The organism is Streptomyces sp. 2131.1 (genome assembly GCF_900105515.1).
Classification (GTDB): Bacteria; Actinomycetota; Actinomycetes; order Streptomycetales; family Streptomycetaceae; genus Streptomyces; species Streptomyces drozdowiczii.
In genome coordinates this window covers 3,412,627-3,432,368 of record NZ_FNSY01000001.1, presented here as the reverse complement: position 1 = coordinate 3,432,368, position 19,742 = coordinate 3,412,627, and the positions used below count along the sequence as shown (strand labels likewise).

Annotated in this window: 3 protein-coding genes; all 3 read left to right on the top strand. The window is 74.2% G+C overall.

Annotation, left to right across the window (positions count from 1 at the left end; translation table 11 throughout):
* The first annotated feature begins 23 nt into the window (after nt 1-23).
* The 3 genes from BLW14_RS15335 to BLW14_RS15325 all read left to right on the top strand — a co-directional run bounded on the left by BLW14_RS15335 (nt 24) and on the right by BLW14_RS15325 (nt 19,717).
* Nucleotides 24-11,204, top strand: coding sequence for an SDR family NAD(P)-dependent oxidoreductase (locus BLW14_RS15335; protein WP_371128072.1), 11,181 nt, complete (start codon nt 24-26; stop codon nt 11,202-11,204).
* A 240-nt stretch (nt 11,205-11,444) separates the two neighbouring features.
* Nucleotides 11,445-14,795, top strand: a complete 3,351-nt coding sequence (locus BLW14_RS15330) for a type I polyketide synthase (RefSeq protein WP_093707846.1) — start codon at nt 11,445-11,447, stop codon at nt 14,793-14,795.
* Nucleotides 14,796-14,827: 32 nt separating this feature from the next.
* On the top strand, nt 14,828-19,717 hold the full coding sequence (locus tag BLW14_RS15325; RefSeq protein WP_093707845.1) for a type I polyketide synthase: 4,890 nt from the start codon (nt 14,828-14,830) through the stop codon (nt 19,715-19,717).
* The last annotated feature ends 25 nt before the right edge of the window (nt 19,718-19,742 follow it).

The window sequence follows — 19,742 nt, the reverse complement described above, 5'->3', positions numbered from 1 at the left end:
GCCACCTCACTCGCCTGGGGTTTGTGGGAGGGCACGGTCGGGGAAGGGCCCGAACTCACCGACGCGGACCTGCGCCGCATGGGCCGCTCCGGGGTCCTGGAGCTGTCCTTCCCCGACGGGCTCGCGTTGTTCGACGCGGCGATGGCCCAGGACGCGGCGCTTCTCGCACCGGTCAGGCTCGACCGGGCCGCGCTGCGCGAACGGGCCGACGAGATCCCGGCGCTGCTGCGCGGACTGGCCGGACCGCCCGCCCGCAAGGGGCCCAGGCCGGCAGCCGTACCGGCCGCCGGCGCGGGCGACGGCGGGGGCTCCCTCGTACGCGCCAAGCTCGCCGGGCTGCCCACCGGGGCCGAACAGGACCGCTACCTGGAGGAGCTGGTGCGCGGCCACGCCGCCGCCGTGCTCGGCCACGGCGATCCCGCCGGGGTCGCCGCCGACCGGGGCTTCACCGAACTGGGCCTCGACTCCCTCGGCGCGATCGAACTGCGCAACCGGCTCCAGAAGGCGACCGGGCTGCGGCTGCCCGCCACGCTGATGTTCGACTACCCCAACTCGGCCGCGCTGGCCGGATTCCTGCGCGAGGGCCTGGCGCCCGAACCGGCGGTGGACACCGGCGGCATCGACGACGAGTCCGTCCGGCGGGCCCTGCTGTCGATTCCCACCGCCCGCCTGCGCGAAGCGGGGCTGCTCGACACACTGCTCGGCCTGGCGGGGACCGAGCCCGGCCCGGACGCCGGAACCACGACCGAGGAACCGGGGCAGGCCATCGAGGAGATGGCCGTGGACGACCTCGTACGAGCCGCCCTGGCCGGCGGCGAACTCAGCTGATCCCGACGCTGGATGATGAGGATGACGTGACCAGCACATCGATGGAACAGGTCGTGGCGGCGCTCCGTAAGTCGCTCACGGACAACGAGCGGCTGCGCGAGGAGAACGCCCGGCTCACGGCCGCGAGCAACGACCCGATCGCGATCGTCGCCATGGCGTGCCGCTACCCCGGCGGGGCCGGCACACCGGAGGACCTGTGGCGGCTGGTGGCCGGGGGCGTCGACGCGGTGTCCGGCTTCCCGGCCGACCGGGGCTGGGACCCGGACGTGTACGACCCCGAGCCGGGGCTGCCCGGCAAGTCGTACGCCCGGGACGGCGCGTTCCTGTACGACGCGGCGGAGTTCGACCCGGACTTCTTCGGGATCAGCCCCCGCGAGGCCCTGGCCATGGACCCGCAGCAGCGACTGCTCCTGGAGGTCTCCTGGGAGGCCATCGAGCGCGCGGGTGTGGACCCGACGACGCTCAAGGGCAGCCGGACCGGGGTCTACGCCGGTGTGATGTACCACGACTACGCGGACGGCGCGGCGGGAAGTTTCGTATCCGGCCGGGTCGCCTACACGCTCGGCCTGGAGGGCCCGGCGGTGACCATCGACACCGCCTGCTCCTCCTCGCTGGTCGCGCTGCACACGGCGGCGCAGGCGCTGCGGTCGGGTGAGTGCTCACTCGCCCTCGCGGGCGGTGTGACGGTCATGTCCACGCCCGACATGCTCGTGTACTTCAGCGGACAGCGCGGCCTCGCCCCGGACGGCCGCTGCAAGCCGTTCGCGGCGGCTGCCGACGGTACGGGCTGGGGCGAGGGCGCGGGTGTCCTGCTGCTGGAGCGCCTGTCGGACGCCCGGCGCAACGGCCACCCCGTGCTCGCCCTCGTCAGCGGCTCGGCTGTCAACCAGGACGGCGCGTCCGCCGCGATGACGGTGCCCAACGGTCCCGCCCAGCAGCGCGTGATCCGCAGCGCCCTCAAGGACGCGGGCCTGTCGGCCGCCGAGGTCGACGCGGTCGAGGCGCACGGCACGGGCACCCGGCTCGGTGACCCGATCGAGGCGCAGGCACTGCTCGCCACCTACGGCCAGGGCAGGCCGGCGGACCGGCCGCTGTGGCTGGGCTCGGTGAAGTCGAACTTCGGTCACACGCAGGCCGCCGCCGGTGTCGCGGGCATCATCAAGATGGTCATGGCCATGCGCCACGGCGTCCTTCCCCGGTCCCTCCATGTCGACGCGCCCTCGGACCAGGTGGACTGGTCGGCGGGTGACGTGGAACTGCTCACGGAGAACCGGGAGTGGGCGCGCCCGGGGCGGCCGAGGCGGGCCGGTGTGTCCTCCTTCGGGCTGAGCGGGACAAACGCGCACGTGATCGTGCAGGAGGCGCCGGAGGCCCCTGCGGGCGGCGAGGCGGGTGCGGACCTGGCGGTCACGCCGTGGGTGCTGTCCGCGAGGACGCCGGGTGCGCTGGCCGAGCAGGCGTCGCGGCTGCTGTCCGTGACCGGTGACCACCGCGCCGAGGACATCGGGCGCTCGCTGGTCTCCGCCCGTACGGCGTTCACCCACCGCGCGGTGGTGCTCGGCGACCGTACGGACGCGCTGGCGGCACTGGCGGCGGGCGAGGAGCACGCGGGGCTGGTGCGGGGGGTCACGCGGTCGGTCGGCAGGTCGGCGTTTCTGTTCACGGGGCAGGGGGCGCAGCGGCTGGGTATGGGGCGTGAGTTGTATGCGGCCTTCCCGGTGTTCGCGGAGGCGTTTGACGCGGTCTGCGCGGGGGTGGACGCGCATCTCGAAACGGCGTTGAAGGACGTGGTGTGGGGGGAGGACGCGGAGGCGCTGAACGCGACTTCGTGCACCCAGCCTGCGCTGTTCGCCTTTGAGGTGGCGCTGTTCCGGTTGGTGGAGGCGTGGGGCGTCAAGCCGGACGTCGTCGTCGGTCACTCGATCGGTGAGTTGGCCGCCGCGCACGTTGCGGGCGTGCTCTCGCTGGCGGATGCCGCACGTCTTGTTGTCGCGCGTGGTCGGCTGATGCAGGCGCTTCCTGCCGGTGGCGCGATGGTTGCGGTGCAAGCATCCGAGGAAGAGGTGCTGCCGCTCCTGACGGATGGCGTGTCCATCGCGGCGGTGAACGGCCCCCGTTCCGTGGTCGTTTCAGGGTTGGCGGTCGAGGCGGCGGGTATCGGCGAGTACTTCGCCGCGCTGGGGCGGAAGACCAGCCGCCTTCCCGTCTCGCACGCCTTCCACTCCTCGCTCATGGAGCCGATGCTCGACGACTTCCGTGCCGTCACGGCCCGGTTGACGTTCTCCGAGCCGCGCATTCCCGTCGTCTCCACGGTGACCGGCGCGCTGTCCTCCGACTGGCAGTCCCCCGAGTACTGGGTCGATCAGGTCCGCCGCCCTGTCCGCTTCACGGATGCCGTGAACGCCGCCGAGGCCTTCGGTGCCCGTACGTTCGTCGAGATCGGCCCCGACGCCGTTCTCACCGCCCTCGGGACCGCCTCCGCGACCGACGAGAACACCGCCTTCGTCCCGCTCGTGCGCAGGAACCGCCCCGAGTCCCAGTCGCTGGTCGGCGGGCTCGGCCGGCTGTACGCGGACGGGGTGCGGGTCGATTGGGAGGCGTTCTTCGCGGGGACGGGCGCGGCCAGGGTCGACCTCCCCACGTATCCCTTCCAGCGCACCCGGTTCTGGCTCGACGCGGTGAAGCCGGGGAGCACGCCTCACCCGCATCCGCTGCTCGGCTCCGTGGTCACTCTGGCCGACTCCGGGGGCGCGGTCCTGAGCGGGCGGCTGGCCGTCGCGGCTCAGCCGTGGCTCGCTGACCATGTGGTGCGGGATGCGGTGCTCTTCCCCGGTGCCGGGTTCGTCGAACTCGCCGTGCGCGCCGGTGATCACGTCGGCTGCGCGGTGCTGGAGGAGCTGGCCCTGCACGCGCCGCTCGTCCTGCCCGAGGCCGGTGCCGTGGCCGTGCAGGTCGTCGTGGGCGCGGCGGACGAGTCCGGCCGGCGCACGGTCGGCGTGTACGCGCGGTACGAGAACGCGGCCGAAGCCGACTGGGTGCTGCACGCGGAAGGTGTGCTGGCCGAGGACGCGGACGCGCCCGCCTTCGCGCTGTCCGCCTGGCCGCCCGCCGGCGCGGAGCCGGTCGCGCTGGACGGCGCGTACGAGAGCCTGCGCGAACAGGGGCTCGCCTACGGCCCCGCTTTCCAGGGGCTGGCGGCGGCCTGGCGGCTCGGCGGCGACCTGTACGCGGAGATCGCGCTCGACGACGACGTACCGGCCGCCGACTACGGCCTGCACCCGGCCCTGCTGGACGCCTCGATGCACGCCGCGCTCGTCGAGGGTGCCGGGGAGCAGGGCGGCGGAACGGTTCTGCCGTTCGTCTGGAAGGACGTGCGGCTCTACGCGGACGGCACGTCGGCGGCCCGGGTCCGCATCTCGCGGCCCACCCCGGAAAGCCTCGCCCTGGAGATCGCGGACGGATCGGGCACCCCGGTCGCCTCGGTCGGCGGAGTCGTCGGCCGCGCGATGGATTCGACGCCCGGCGGTGCGGGTACGGCGACGGACCCGCTGTACCGGGTCGTGTGGCAGCCGGCCGGTGCCGCGCCCGCTCCCGGTGCGTGGCCGCGCTGGGAGGACGCGCCCACCGGCGGCCCGGTGACCGGCACGGTCGTCCTGGACTGCGCCCCGGTCGCGGCAGCGGCGGGGGACGACATGCCCTCGGCCGCGCACACGGTGTCGGTGCACGTCCTGGACGTCATACGGCAGTGGCTGGCGGACCAGCGGTTCGCCGCCGCCACCCTGCTCGTCGTCACACGCGGCGCGGTCGCCACGGCGGACGGCGAGGCGGTCGACGTACGGCAGGCCCCCGTCTGGGGTCTGGTCCGGGCCGCGCAGGCGGAGAACCCGGGCCGGTTCGTACTGCTCGACACGGACGCCCCCGAGGGGCTGCCGCACACCGGACCCGCCGAGGAGCCGGAGTCCGCCGTACGGGACGGGCGGGCGCTGACACCCCGGCTGGCCCGGGTCACCGCGGCCTCCGAGGCCGCCCCGGTGTGGGACGCGGACGGGACCGTACTGATCACCGGCGGCACGGGCGGCCTCGGCGCGCTCGTCGCCCGCCACCTGGTCACCGCACACGGCGTGCGCCACCTGCTGCTGGCCGGCCGCCGGGGCGCCCAGGCTCCCGGGGCCGAGGAACTGCGCGCGGAACTGGCCGAGTCGGGCGCGAGCGTGTCCTTCGCCGCCTGCGACGTGGCCGACCGGGAGGCCGTGGCCGCGCTGCTGGCCGGTGTCGACCCGGCGCAGCCGCTGCGGGGCGTCGTCCACGCGGCGGGCGTCCTGGACGACGCGATGGTCACCTCGCTGACCGCCGACCGCCTCCGGGGCGTGTTCGCGCCCAAGGCGGATGCCGCCTGGCACCTGCACGAGCTGACTCGGGACCTGGACCTCACGGCGTTCGTCCTGTTCTCGTCGATCGCGGGGACCCTCGGCTCCACAGGTCAGGCCAACTACGCGGCGGCCAACGCCTTCCTCGACGCACTCGCCGTCAAACGTCACTCCGAGGGCCTTTCCGCGTCGTCCCTCGCCTTCGGGCTCTGGGACACCCCCGGGGGCATGGGCACCGGGCTCGGTGCGGCCGAGCTGGACCGGATGCGCGACGCCGGCACGCCCGCGATCCCCGCCGACCGGGGCCTCGCCCTCTTCGACGCCGCCCTGGGGTCGGGCGTCGCGGCCTCGGTGCCGGTACGCCTCGACCTCGCGGTCCTGCGCGCTCACGCCGACGAGGTGCCCGCCCTGCTGCGGGGCCTCGTGCGGTCGCCGGGGCGCCGTGCGGCGCGCGGTGGTTCGCCAGTGCTGCGGACGCGGCTCGCGGGCCTGACCGGCGCCGAGCGTGCCGGGGCCGTCCTGGAGCTGGTCCGTACGAAGATCGCGGCCGTTCTCGGCCACGCCTCGGGTGAGGCCATCGAACCGGGTCGTGCCTTCGACGAGCTGGGCTTCGACTCCCTCACCGCCGTCGAACTGCGCAACCGGCTCGACGCCGAGACCGGACTCCGGCTCCCGGCAACGCTGATCTTCGACCACCCGACCGCCGAGGCCGTCGCCGCCTTCGTGCTCACGCTGCTCGACGGCGCCCCGGACGCGGAGCGCTCACCGTCCCCGGCGGTCTCCCGCGCGGGCGCCGAGGACCCGGTCGTGATCGTGGGCATGGCCTGCCGCTATCCGGGCGGTGTGACCACCCCCGACGAGCTGTGGCGCCTGGTCGCGGACGGCGTCGACGCCATCGCCCCGCTCCCCGACGACCGGGGCTGGGACCCGGACGTGTACGACCCGGAACCGGGCGTGCCCGGGAAGTCGTACGCGCGGGACGGCGGATTCCTCTACGACGCGGCGGAGTTCGACCCCGCGTTCTTCGGAATCAGCCCGCGCGAGGCGGCGATCATGGACCCGCAGCAGCGACTGCTGCTCGAAGTGTCCTGGGAGGCGATCGAGCGCGCGGGTGTGGACCCGACGACGCTCAAGGGCAGCCGGACCGGGGTCTACGCCGGTGTGATGTACCACGATTACGCGGGCGGCACGGCGGGAAGCCTGGTGTCCGGCCGGGTCGCCTACACGCTGGGGCTCGAAGGCCCGGCGGTCACCGTAGACACGGCCTGCTCCTCCTCGCTGGTCGCGCTGCACACGGCGGCGCAGGCGCTGCGGTCGGGTGAGTGCTCACTCGCCCTGGCGGGCGGTGTGACGGTGATGTCGACGCCGGACATGCTCGTGTACTTCAGCGAGCAGCGCGGGCTCTCGCCGGACGGGCGCTGCAAGTCCTTCGGGGCGGGCGCGGACGGTACGGGCTGGGGCGAGGGCGCGGGTGTGCTGCTCCTGGAGCGGATGTCCGACGCGCGGCGCAACGGTCACCCCGTGCTCGCCGTGGTCCGTGGCTCGGCCCTGAACCAGGACGGTGCGAGCAACGGCCTCACCGCCCCCAACGGGCCCGCCCAGCAGCGCGTCATCCGCCAGGCGCTCTCCGATGCGGGCCTGACGGCGGCGGAGGTCGACGCGGTCGAGGCGCACGGCACGGGCACCCGGCTCGGTGACCCGATCGAGGCGCAGGCGCTGCTCGCGACCTACGGGCAGGGGCGCTCGGAGGCGGAGCCCCTGTGGCTGGGTTCCATCAAGTCGAACATGGGTCACACGCAGGCCGCCGCCGGCGTCGCGGGGATCATCAAGATGGTCATGGCGATGCGGCACGGTGTGCTGCCGCCGTCCCTGCACGCGGAGGAGCGCTCGGACCAGATCGACTGGTCCGAGGGTGACGTGGAGCTGCTGACGGAGGCCCGGGAGTGGGCGCCGGAGGGCCGTCCGAGGCGGGCAGGTGTGTCGTCGTTCGGACTGAGCGGGACGAACGCGCACGTGATCGTGGAGGAGGCTCCCGAAGCTGCGGCGATCGAGCCCGGGACGGACCTCGCCGTCACCCCGTGGGTGGTGTCCGCGAAGTCCCCCGAGGCCCTGGCCGAGCAGGCGGCGCGGCTGCTGTCCGTGGCCGGTGACCACCGCGCCGAGGACATCGGCCACTCGCTGGTGTCCTCGCGCCCGGTGTTCGAGCACCGGGCCGTGGTTCTCGGCGACCGTACGGACGCGCTGGCCGCGCTGGCGGCGGGCGAGGAGCACCCGGGGCTGGTGCGGGGTGCGGTGGCCAAGGGGAAGACTGCGTTCCTGTTCACGGGGCAGGGTGCGCAGAGGCTGGGGATGGGGCGTGAGCTGTACGAGGCGTTCCCGGTGTTCGCGGAAGCGTTTGACGCGGTGTGTGCCGAGGTGGACGCGCACCTCGATATGCCGTTGCGTGAGGTCGTGTGGGGGGAAGACGCTGAGGCGTTGCACGCCACCGGCTTCACTCAGCCCGCGCTGTTCGCGTTCGAGGTGGCGCTGTTCCGGCTGGTGGAGGCGTGGGGCGTCAAGCCTGATGTCGTCGTCGGTCACTCGATCGGTGAGCTTGCCGCCGCACACGTTGCCGGAGTTCTCTCTCTCGGGGATGCCGCACAGCTTGTCGTCGCGCGGGGCCGCCTCATGCAGGCCCTTCCCGCCGGTGGCGCGATGGTTGCCGTGCAGGCGACCGAGGACGAGGTGGTTCCCCTCCTCACGGACGGGGTAGGTATCGCCGCCGTCAACGGGCCGCACGCCGTTGTAATTTCAGGGTTGGCGGACGAGGTGGTGGGTATCGGCGAGCGATTCGCCGCGCTGGGCCGGAAGACCAGCCGCCTTCCCGTCTCGCACGCCTTCCACTCCTCGCTCATGGAGCCGATGCTCGACGAGTTCCGGTCCCTGGCGGACGGGTTGCGGTTCAACGAGCCGCGCATCCCCGTCGTCTCCACCGTCACCGGCTTCGTCTCCTCCGACTGGCAGTCCTCCGAGTACTGGGTCGACCAGGTCCGCCTGCCCGTCCGTTTCGGGGACGCAGTGAACGCGGCCGAAGGGTTCGGCGCCCGTACGTTCGTCGAGATCGGCCCGGACGCGGTCCTCACCGCACTCGGGGCCGCCTCCGCCACCGAGGACACCAGCGCGTTCGTCCCGCTCGTCCGCAGGAACCGCCCCGAGCCGGAGTCCCTGGCCGGGGGCCTGGCGCGGGTGTTCGTGGACGGCGGTGAGGTGGACTGGCGGGCGTTCTACGCCGGTGCCGGCGCGCGGACCGTCGAGCTGCCCACGTGCGCCTTCCAGCGCAGCCGGTACTGGCTCGAAGCGCCCGCCTCCCAGGGCGGCGGCGTCGCGGCGTCCGGGCAGCTCGCGCTCGAACACCCGGTGCTCCGCGCGGCCGTGGTCCTGCCCGACGACGGCGGGGCCGTGCTCACCGGCCGGCTGTCCGCCGGGACGCACGGCTGGATCGTCGACCACAACGTGCTCGGGAGCGTCCTGCTGCCCGGCACCGGCTTCGTCGAACTGGCCGCCCGGGCGGGCGAACTGCTCGACTGCGGGCTGCTGGAGGAGCTGACCCTTCAGGCGCCCCTCGTCCTGCGACCCCTCGGCGGCCTCGCCGTCCAGGTGGCCGTCGGGGCGGCGGACGAGACCGGGCGCCGGACCGTGGCGGTCCACTCCCGCGCCGAGGACCAGCCGGACCTGCCCTGGACCCGTCACGCCGAAGGGATCCTGGCACCCGCGGCCGACGAGGGCGGGCCGGACGGGCTCATGGAGTGGCCGCCGGCCGGGGCCGACGAGCTGGCCGTGGACAGTGCCTACCAGGATCTCGCGGAGGCCGGCTACCACTACGGGCCGGTGTTCCAGGGCCTCACCGCGGCCTGGAGCCTCGGCGAGGAGCTGTACGCCGAGGTGCGCCTGCCCGAGTCCGCCCACGAGGACGCCGCCCGCTTCGGTCTCCACCCCGCCCTGCTGGACGCGGCGATGCACGTCGGGCTGCTGGCCATCCCGGGGCGTGAGGACGGCGGGCAGACGCTGCTCCCCTTCGCCTGGAACGGCGTCGCCCTGCACGCGGCCGGGGCGAAGGCGCTCCGGGTGCGTGTCAGGCCCGTCGCCCAGCAGGACGGCCTCTCGCTGACCGTCGCCGACGAGCACGGCAACCCGGTGCTGTCGGTGGAGTCCCTGCTGTCCCGGCCCGTCTGGGACCAGCAGTCCACCTCCGGGACCGCCGACTCGCTGCTGCGGGTGGACTGGCAGCCGGTGCCCCTGGGCGACGGGACATCCGAGGTGCCCGCTGTTTACGAGTGCGTGGTGGAGGAGAAGGACGCGGATGTGCCGGACGCCGTACGGGGCGTGGTGGGCCGTGCGCTGGAGGCCGTACAGGATTGGCTGTCCGAGGAGCGGGAAGAGGGCGCGTTGCTGGCGGTCCTCACGCGGGGCGCGGTCGATGCCGGGGCTGCCGGACCGGTGGACCTGCGGCAGGCCCCCGTCTGGGGTCTGGTCCGGGCCGCGCAGGCGGAGAATCCGGGGCGGTTCGTCCTGATCGACTCCGACGACTCGGTACCGCTCGGTCGCCTGGCCGCCCTCGGTGAGCCGGAGTTGCTGGTGCGCGACGGCGAGGTGCGGGTGCCGCGCCTCGTTCCGGCGGGCGCGGGCGGCGGGGCCGGACCGGTGTGGGACGCGGACGGGACCGTACTGATCACCGGTGGCACCGGCGGGCTGGGCGCGCGCGTCGCCCGGCACCTGGTCACCGAACACGGGGTGCGGAGCCTGCTGTTGCTGGGCCGCCGTGGTGCGGACGCCCCCGGCGCCGCCGACCTGGTGGCGGAGCTGTCCGGCCTGGGCGCCTCGGTCTCCGTGGCGGCCTGTGACGTCGCGGACCGGGAGTCCCTGGCGGCGGCGATCGATGCCGTGGACCCGGCGCATCCGCTCTCCGGTGTCGTCCATGTCGCCGGTGTCGCGGACAACGGCGTGGTGGGCGCGCTCACGCCCGAGCGGGTGGACGCGGTCCTGCGACCGAAGGCGGACGCGGCCTGGCACCTGCACGAGCTGACCCGGGACCTTGGCCTGTCGGCGTTCGTGCTGTTCTCCTCGGCCGGCGGGCTCGTGCTGGCGGCCGGCCAGGGCAACTACGCGGCGGCCAACGTCTTCCTCGACGCGCTCGCCGTCAAACGTCATGCCGAGGGTCTTCCGGCGTCCTCCATGGCCTTCGGGCTCTGGGCCGTGGACACCGGTATGGCGTCCCACCTGGCCGACGCCGACCTGGAGCGCATGCGCCGGGCGGGGATGCCCGCACTGTCCGAGGCGGAGGCCCTGGCCCTGTTCGACGCGGCCCTCACGTCGGGTGTCGCGGCCACCGTTCCGCTCCGCGTCGACCCGGGCGCCCTGCGCACCCGTACCGACGAACTCCCCGCCCTTCTGCGCGCGACAGCCCCGCCCGCCCGCAAGCGGTCCGCGGCCGGTGCGGCCAAGGGCGCCTGGCTGGCGGCGCGGGTCGCGGGGTGCGACGAGGAGGAGCGGACCGGGATCGTCCTGGACGTCGTACGAGGGCACGCGGCGGCCGTACTCGGTCACGCGTCCGGTGAGGCGATCGAACCGGACCGCGCGTTCGGGGAGCTGGGTTTCGACTCCCTGGGTTCGGTGGAACTGCGCAACCAGCTCAGCGCGGTGAGCGGGGTGCGGCTGCCCGCCACGCTGATCTTCGACTATCCGAGCGCGGCGGAGGTCGCCGCGTACATCGCCGCCCGTCTGGTCCCGGCCGTGCCGGTGTCCAGGGCGGAGGCGGACCTCAAGAAGCTGGAGGCCCTGCTCACCACCGACGCCCCGCCCGCCGGACCCGAACGCGCCAGGTTCGTACAGCGCCTGAGGGAGCTGGCCGGCCGGCTCGACGCACCTGAGCCGGACGCGACCGAGGAGGCGGCGCAGGACCTCGGTGAGGTCACCGCGGACGAGCTGTTCGACATCCTCGACAACGAGCTCGGCACCCCCGCGACCCCCTGACCCCCGGCCCCGCCTCACCAGGCGGTACGGGCCCCGGCCGGGGTGCGTGACAGCTGTACGGCAGCTGTCACGCACCCCGGCCTTTCGCGTGCCCGTCCCCCGCCGGACAGGGGCCCTCGGCAGGGGTGGGTTAAGGGTAGGCCGCCCCTCGGAGCCGTCAGTAGCGTTCGAATCCGATCAACGTTGGACGCCGCGTGAGTGAGTCGCCACGGATCGTCGAGCCAGAGGGAGTAGGTCTCTGTGAGCAACGAAGAGCGACTTCTCGAATACCTGAAGCGGGCCACGACCGACCTGCGGGAGGTGCGCCGCCGGCTGGCGGACGCCGAGCGTCGACTGGAGGAGGCGGGCCCGTCCGGTCGCGGCGCGCACCACGACGACCCGGTGGTCGTCGTGGGCATGGGCTGCCGCTACCCGGGCGGCGTCACGAGCCCCGAGACCCTGTGGCAGCTGGTCGCGGACGGCGTCGACGCGATCGGGGAGTTCCCCGCCGACCGCGGCTGGGACGAGAGTGTGTACGACCCCGAGCCGGGCAAGCCCGGCAAGACCTACGCGCGCGAGGGCGGGTTCCTCTACGACGCACCCGGGTTCGACCCGGTGTTCTTCGGGATCAGCCCCAACGAAGCCCTGGTGACCGACCCGCAGCAGCGGCTCCTCCTTGAGGTGGCCTGGGAGGCGATCGAGCGGGCCGGGATCGACCCGACGACGCTCAAGGGCTCCTCGACGGGCGTGTTCGCCGGGGTGATGTACCACGACTACGCGCTCGGCGCGGAGCCCGGGAGCACCACGGCCGGCAGCGTGGTGTCGGGCCGGGTCGCCTACACGCTGGGGCTCGAAGGCCCTGCGGTCAGCGTCGATACGGCCTGCTCCTCCTCGCTGGTCGCGCTCCACCTGGCGGCGCAGTCGCTGCGGGCGGGTGAGTGCTCACTCGCCCTGGCGGGCGGGGTGACGGTCATGTCGACGCCGGACATGTTCGTGTACTTCAGCACGCAGCAGGGCCTGGCGTCCGACGGCCGTTCGAAGTCCTTCTCCGCTTCCGCCGACGGCGTCGCCTGCTCCGAGGGCGCCGGTGTCCTGGTCCTGGAGCGGCTGTCCGACGCGCGCCGCAACGGCCACCCGGTCCTCGCCGTGGTCCGCGGCTCGGCGCTCAACCAGGACGGCGCCAGCAACGGCCTCACCGCCCCCAACGGGCCCGCCCAGCAGCGAGTCATCCGCCGCGCCCTGGAGGACGCGGGCCTGACGGCGGCCGAGGTGGACGCGGTCGAGGCACACGGCACCGGCACCACCCTCGGCGACCCGATCGAGGCGCAGGCGCTCCTGGAGACCTACGGGCAGGAGCGGCCGGAGGGCCGGCCCCTGTGGCTGGGGTCCATCAAGTCGAACATGGGCCACAGCCAGGCGGCGGCGGGTGTCGCGGGGATCATAAAGATGGTCATGGCCCTGCGCCACGGCGTGCTTCCCAAGTCCCTGTACGCCGAAACGCCTTCGGACCAGGTGGACTGGGCAGAGGGCGCGGTCGAGCTGCTGGCCGAGTCGCGCCCCTGGGTGCCCGGCGGCGCGGTGCGGCGGGCCGGGGTGTCCTCCTTCGGGATCAGCGGGACGAACGCCCACGTGATCGTCGAGGAGGCGCCGGAAGAGACAGGGGAGACGGCCGTGCGGGCCGCGCCCCCCGTGGTTCCTTGGGTGGTGTCGGCAAAGTCCGGGCAGTCCCTCGCTGCTCAGGCCGCCCGCCTGCGGGAACAGGCCCTGGGAGAGCCCGAGGCCGATGCGGCGGACATCGGGCTCTCCCTGGCCACCACACGGACCGCCTTCACCCACCGGGCGGTGGTCCTCGGACAGACGCGGACCGACCGCGCGGACGCGCTGGCCGCGCTGGCGGCGGGGAACGAGCACCCGGCGGTGGTCGTCGGCCGGGCCCGCCGGGCGGGCAAGTCGGCGTTCCTGTTCACGGGGCAGGGGGCGCAGCGGCTGGGTATGGGCCGTGAACTGCACGAATCCTTCCCGGTGTTCGCGGAGGCGTTTGACGCGGTGTGTGTGGAGGTGGACGCGCATCTTGAAACGGCGTTGAAGGACGTGGTGTGGGGGGAGGACGCGGAGGCGCTGAATGCGACTTCGTGCACCCAGCCCGCGTTGTTCGCTTTCGAGGTCGCGTTGTTCCGGCTGGTGGAGGCGTGGGGCGTCAACCCGGACGTGGTCGCGGGTCATTCGATCGGTGAGATCGCTGCCGCGCACATCGCCGGGGTGCTTTCCCTCGCGGATGCGGCGAAGCTGGTCGTGAGCCGGGGCCGGCTGATGCAGGCCCTTCCGGCCGGTGGCGCGATGGTCGCCGTGCAGGCGACCGAGGACGAGGTGGTTCCCCTCCTCACGGACGGGGTGGGCATCGCGGCCGTCAACGGCCCGCAAGCGGTCGTCGTCTCAGGTGTCGAGTCCGAAGCCCTCGCCGTGGGCGAGCACTTCGCCGCGCTGGGCCGCAAGACCAGCCGTCTTCCCGTCTCGCACGCCTTCCACTCCTCGCTCATGGACCCGATGCTCGACGACTTCCGGGCGCTCGCGCGCGGGTTGACGTTCAATGAGCCGCGCATCCCGGTCGTCTCCACCGTCACCGGCGCCCCCTCCACCGACTGGCAGACCCCCGAGTACTGGGTCGACCAGGTCCGCCGCCCTGTCCGGTTCGCGGATGCCGTGAACGCGGCTGAAGCCCTGGGCGCGCGCACCTTCGTGGAGGTCGGCCCCGACGCGGTGCTCACCGCTCTCGGTGCTGCCTCCGTGACCGACGAGGAGACCGCGCTCGTCCCGCTGCTGCGCAGGAACCGCCCCGAGGCGGAGTCGCTGGTCGGCGGGGTCGGGCAGCTGTACGCGCAGGGCGTCCGGGTCGACTGGCGGACGTACTTCGCCGACAGCGGGGCGCGGACCGTCGAGCTGCCCACGTACGCCTTCCAGCGCAGCCGGTTCTGGGTCGAGGGCAGCGGTTCCACCGGTGCCGCCGTCCCGAACGCGGCGCACGACGTGCCCACTGTCGAGGAGTCGCAGCGGGCGGCGGCCGGGCTGCGGGCGGAGCTCGACGGGCTCGGGGCGGCCGAGGCAGGGCGGGTGCTGCTGGCGCTCGTCCGTACCCATGTGGCGGCCGTGCTCGGACACACCTCCGTGGGCGTCGTCGAGACCGATCTCGCCTTCCGTGACATGGGCTTCGACTCGCTGGCGGCCGTGGAGCTGCGCAAGCGGCTGACCGCCGCGTCCGGCTGCGACCTGCCCGCGACGCTGATCTTCGACTACCCGACCCCGCGCGCCGTCGCCGCGTTCCTGGCAAAGCGCCTGGACTCCGAGGCCGGTGCGGGGGCCGGTGACCCGGCCGCGGCCGTGCTGGCCGAGCTGGACCGGATCGAGGACGTACTCGGCGGGTTCCCCGTCGCCGGCGGGGACGCCGAGGCGGTCAGTGCCCGCGCGGACGCGATCACCGCCCGGCTGGAAGCCATCGTGCGGCGGTGGCGCGACGCACAGGGCGACCCGGCGTCGGCCGGCGAGGGGCCCGACTTCGAAACGGTCACCGACGAGGAGCTGTTCGACGTGCTCGACAGCGAATTCGGCATCTCCTAGCCAGCGATCAGCTGCAGATTGGTTGAGGTTCGATGAGCAACGACGACAAGCTCCGGGACTATCTCAAGCGCGCCACCGCCGAACTCCAGCGGACCCGGCGCCAGTTGTCGGAGGCCGAGGCGCGGGGCAGCGAGCCGGTCGCGATCGTGGCGATGGGCTGCCGCTTCCCCGGTGGCATCACCTCGCCCGAGGACCTGTGGCAGCTGGTGGACGCGGGCCGGGACGCGGTGTCGCTGTTCCCGGACGGCCGCGGCTGGGACATGGACGCCTTGTACGACCCCGAGCCGTCGACGCCCGGCAGGACGTACTGCCGTGAGGGCGGCTTCCTGCACGACGCGGGGGAGTTCGACGCGGACTTCTTCAAGATCAGCCCGCGTGAGGCGAAGGACACCGACCCGCAGCAGCGGCTGCTGCTCGAAGTGTCCTGGGAGGTCGTCGAGCGTGCCGGGATCGACCCGACCTCGCTGAAGGGCAGCCGTACCGGTGTGTTCGCCGGGGTGGTCTACCACGACTACCCGGGCGGCGGCGGTACCGGCGGCCTGGCGAGCGTCGCCTCCGGGCGCGTCGCCTACACGCTGGGGCTCGAAGGCCCCGCGGTCACCGTCGACACGGCCTGCTCCTCCTCGCTCGTCGCCCTCCATCTCGCGGTTCAGTCGGTGCGCAGCGGGGAATGCGCGCTGGCGCTCGCGGGCGGCGTCACCGTCATGGCGAGCCCGGACTCCTTCGTGGGCTTCAGCCAGGACCGGGGCCTCGCCCCCGACGGCCGCTGCAAGTCCTTCGCGGCGGCGGCCGACGGCACCACCTGGTCCGAGGGTGCCGGCATGCTCCTCGTCGAGCGGCTCTCCGACGCCCGCCGCAACGGTCACCCCGTCCTCGCCGTCATCCGCGGCTCCGCGATGAACTCCGACGGCGCGTCCAACGGGCTGACCGCGCCGAACGGCCCCTCGCAGCAGCGCGTCATCCAGCAGGCACTGGCCTCCGGCGGCCTCGCCCCCGCCGACGTGGACGCCGTCGAGGCGCACGGCACAGGCACCACCCTCGGCGACCCGATCGAGGCGCAGGCCCTCATCGCCGCCTACGGGCGCGAGCGGCCCGCCGGCCGGCCGCTGTGGCTGGGCTCGTTCAAGTCGAACATCGGCCACGCGCAGGCCGCCGCCGGTGTCGGTGGCGTGATCAAGATGGTGCAGGCGATGAGGGCGGGCGTCCTGCCGCGCACCCTGCACGTGGACGAGCCGAGCCACAACGTGGACTGGAGCGCGGGCAGCGTACGGCTGCTGACCGAACCGGTCGCCTGGCCGGAGCTGGGCCGCGCCAAGCGCGCCGGGGTGTCGTCGTTCGGGCTGAGCGGCACGAATGTGCACGTGATCGTGGAGGAGGCGCCGGCCGAGGCGGTTTCCGCCGCCGACGAGCCGGGTACGGCGCAGGTTGCCGACGAGGGGCGTACGAGCCAGGCCCCCGCCCCCCGCTTCGTCCCCGTGCTCCTCTCCGCCCGCCGCCCCGAGGCCCTGGCCGCGCAGGCCGCCCGCCTCGCGGACCACCTGGAGGCCCACCCGGCCACGCCGTCGGCCGACACCGGCTGGTCGCTGGCCACCACCCGGGCCGCCCTGGAGCACCGTGCGGTGGTCGTCGCCGACGGGCAGGCGCCCGCCGGTCACGCCGATCTCGTACGGGCGCTGCGCGCGCTCGCGGACGGGTCCGCTGATGCGGCCGTCACCGGGGACGCGCGACCCGACGCGCTGAGCGCCGTGCTGTTCACGGGGCAGGGCTCGCAGCGCCTCGGCATGGGCCGGGAGCTGCACGCCGCCTACCCGGTGTTCGCCCGCGCCTTCGACGAGGCGGTGGAGGCGCTCGACGCGCACCTCGACACCTCCTTGCGGGCGGCGATGTGGGGCGAGGACCGTGCGCTGCTCGACGGTACGGGGCTCGCGCAGCCGGCCCTGTTCGCGTGCGAGGTGGCGCTGTACCGCCTCGTGGAGTCCTGGGGCGTGCGGCCCGACTTCCTCGCCGGGCACTCCGTGGGCGAGTTCGCCGTCGCGCATGTCGCGGGCGTGCTCTCCCTGGCGGACGCCGCGAAGCTCGTCGCGGCCCGGGGCCGGCTGATGCAGGCGCTCCCGGCGGGCGGCGCGATGGTCGCCGTGGAGGCGTCCGAGGACGAGGTGACGCCGCTGCTCACCCCGGCGACCGGGATCGCCGCTCTCAACGGACCGCGTTCCGTGATCGTCTCCGGCGGCGAGACCGACGCGCTCGCCGTCGCCGCCCACTTCGCGGCCGAGGGCCGCCGTACCAAGCGGCTCGCCGTGTCGCACGCCTTCCACTCGCCGCTCATGGACCCGATGCTCGACGACTTCCGTACGGTCGCCGAGAGCATCACGTACGCCACCGCCCGCATCCCGGTCGTCTCCACGGTCACCGGTGAGCTCGCCGGTGACGACGAACTGGCCTGCGCGGACTACTGGGTGCGGCACGTCCGCGCGAGCGTCCGGTTCGGCGACGCCGTGCGCGCGCTCGCCGCCAAGGGCGTCCACACCTTCCTGGAACTGGGCCCCGACGCGGCCCTGACCCCGCTCGGCCCCGACTGCCTGACCGGCGCCGACGAGGGCACCGATCAGCCCGTCTTCACGGCGGCCCTGCGCCGGGACCGCGACGAGGCACGGGTGCTGACGGAGGCCGTCGCGCTCGTCCACACGCGCGGTGTGCCCGTCGACTGGAACGCCTGCTTCACCGCGACCGGCCACCGCCCGCACCGCGTCGACCTGCCCACGTACGCCTTCCAGCACCGTACCTACTGGGCCGCCGCGCCCGAGACCGCCCCGGCTGCGACCACGGCGGAGCCGGGTGAGACCGGGTTCTGGGAGGCCGTGGAGCAGGAGGACGTGGCCGGGCTCGCGGAGCGGCTCGGTGTGGACCCCGCAGACCTGGCCCCCGTGCTGCCCGCGCTCACCAGCTGGCGCGCCGGACGGCGCGAGGCGTCGGCCGTTGACGCGCTGCGCTACCGGGTCTCCTGGGCACCGGTCGCGGACCCCGCGCCGCCCGCCCCGCTCACCGGGGACTGGCTCGTCGTGCACGCTGCGGGGGAACGTGCCGTGGCGGAGGCGCTGGCCGGGATGCTGGCGGAGCGGGGCGCGAAACCCGTCCTGACGGAGGGCGTGGAGCTGTCTGCCGCCGGCTCGGCCTTGCCCGCCGCCCCCGCCGGAGTCGTCAGCCTCCTCGCCCTCGACGACACCCCGCACCCGGACCACCCCGTGCTCTCCCAGGGGCTCGCGGACACCGCCGCCCTGCTGCGGGAGACGTCGGCCCTGGGGTGGACGGCCCCGGTGTGGTGCCTCACCCGGGGCGCGGTGGCCACCGACGACGGGGACGCGGCCGTGCGGCCCGAGCAGACCGCCGTGTGGGGGCTCGGCGCGGCCCTCGCGCTTGAGGCGCCGGACACCTGGGGCGGCCTGATCGACCTGCCGCAGAACGCCGATGAGGCGGTCCTGCGCCGGGTTTGCGACGCCCTCGCCCGGGGAACCGCCGAGGACCAGCTGGCCGTACGCCCGCAGGGTGTCCACGCCCGCCGACTCGTCCGGCCCGCCCAGCCCGATCCGGCGGCGACCTGGCAGGCCCGGGGCACCGTCCTCGTCACCGGCGGCACCGGCGGGATCGGCGCCCACGTGGCCCGGATGCTCGCCGCGGACGGTGCGGAACACGTGGTCCTCGCCGGGCGGCGCGGCCCGGACGCCCGGGGTGTCACGGAGCTGGCCGAGGAGATCGAAGCCATGGGCGCCCGCGTCTCCGTGGCGGCCTGCGACATGGCCGACCGCGAAGCCGTACGCGGGCTGCTCGCCGGCCTCACGGACCTCACCGCCGTCTTCCACGCGGCCGGGCTCGCGCAGCGCATCGCCCCACTCGGTGAGCTGTCCCTCGCGGAGCTGGCCCAGGTCGCCGACGCGAAGGTGCTCGGCGCCCGTCACCTGGACGAACTCCTCGGCGACACCCCTCTCGACGCGTTCGTCCTGTTCTCGTCCGGCGCCGCCGTCTGGGGCAGCGCGGGCCAGTCCGCGTACGGCAGCGCCAACGCCTACCTGGACGGGCTCGCGCACAGCCGGCGTGCCCGTGGACTCGCCGCCACTTCGGTGGCATGGGGATCGTGGGACGGGGGAATGGTCGACGCCGAACTGGCCGCCGTCATGCGCCGCATGGGCGCCCCCGCGATGGACCCGGCCCTCGCCGTCGGCGCCCTGCGCCGCATCCTGACGGGCGGCGGCTCGCACGCGGTGGTGGCCGGCTTCGACTGGGAACGCTTCGCCCCCACCTACGTACTCGCCCGCCCCCGCCCCCTTCTGGACGCCCTGCCCGACGCGCGGGCCGCCCTCGGCACGGACGGTGGCGCCGACGGCGGAGCGGGGGACTCCGGCCTCGCGGACCGGCTGGCGGGTCTCCCCGAACCGGAGCAGCGGTCCGTGCTGCTGGACCTCGTCCGTACGCATGTCGCGGCCCTGCTCGGGTACGACGACCCGGCGGGGGTCGGGGCGGACCGGGGGTTCACGGACCTCGGGTTCGACTCGGTCGCCGCCGTCGACCTGCGCACGAAGCTCGTCGCCGCGACCGGGCGCCCGCTGCCCACCAGCATGATCTACGACCACCCGAGCCCCGGTGCGCTGGCCGGTCACCTGTGGTCGGAGCTCTGCCAGGGGGACAGCCTCGGCGAACTCCCCGTACTGGCGCAGCTCGACCGCCTGGAGGAGGCCGCTTCGGCGCTCGCCGCCGAGGACATCGAGGCCACCAGGATCACGGCCCGGCTCCAGTCCCTGCTCACCCGGCTGACCGGAACGCTCGACGCGCAGAACGGCGACGGCGGCCAGAAGGTCGGCGACCAGCTGGAAGCCGCCTCGGCGGACGACGTCTTCGCCTTCATCGACAACGAACTCGGCCTCACCTGACCGACCGCGCGGCCGGTGCCCGCGA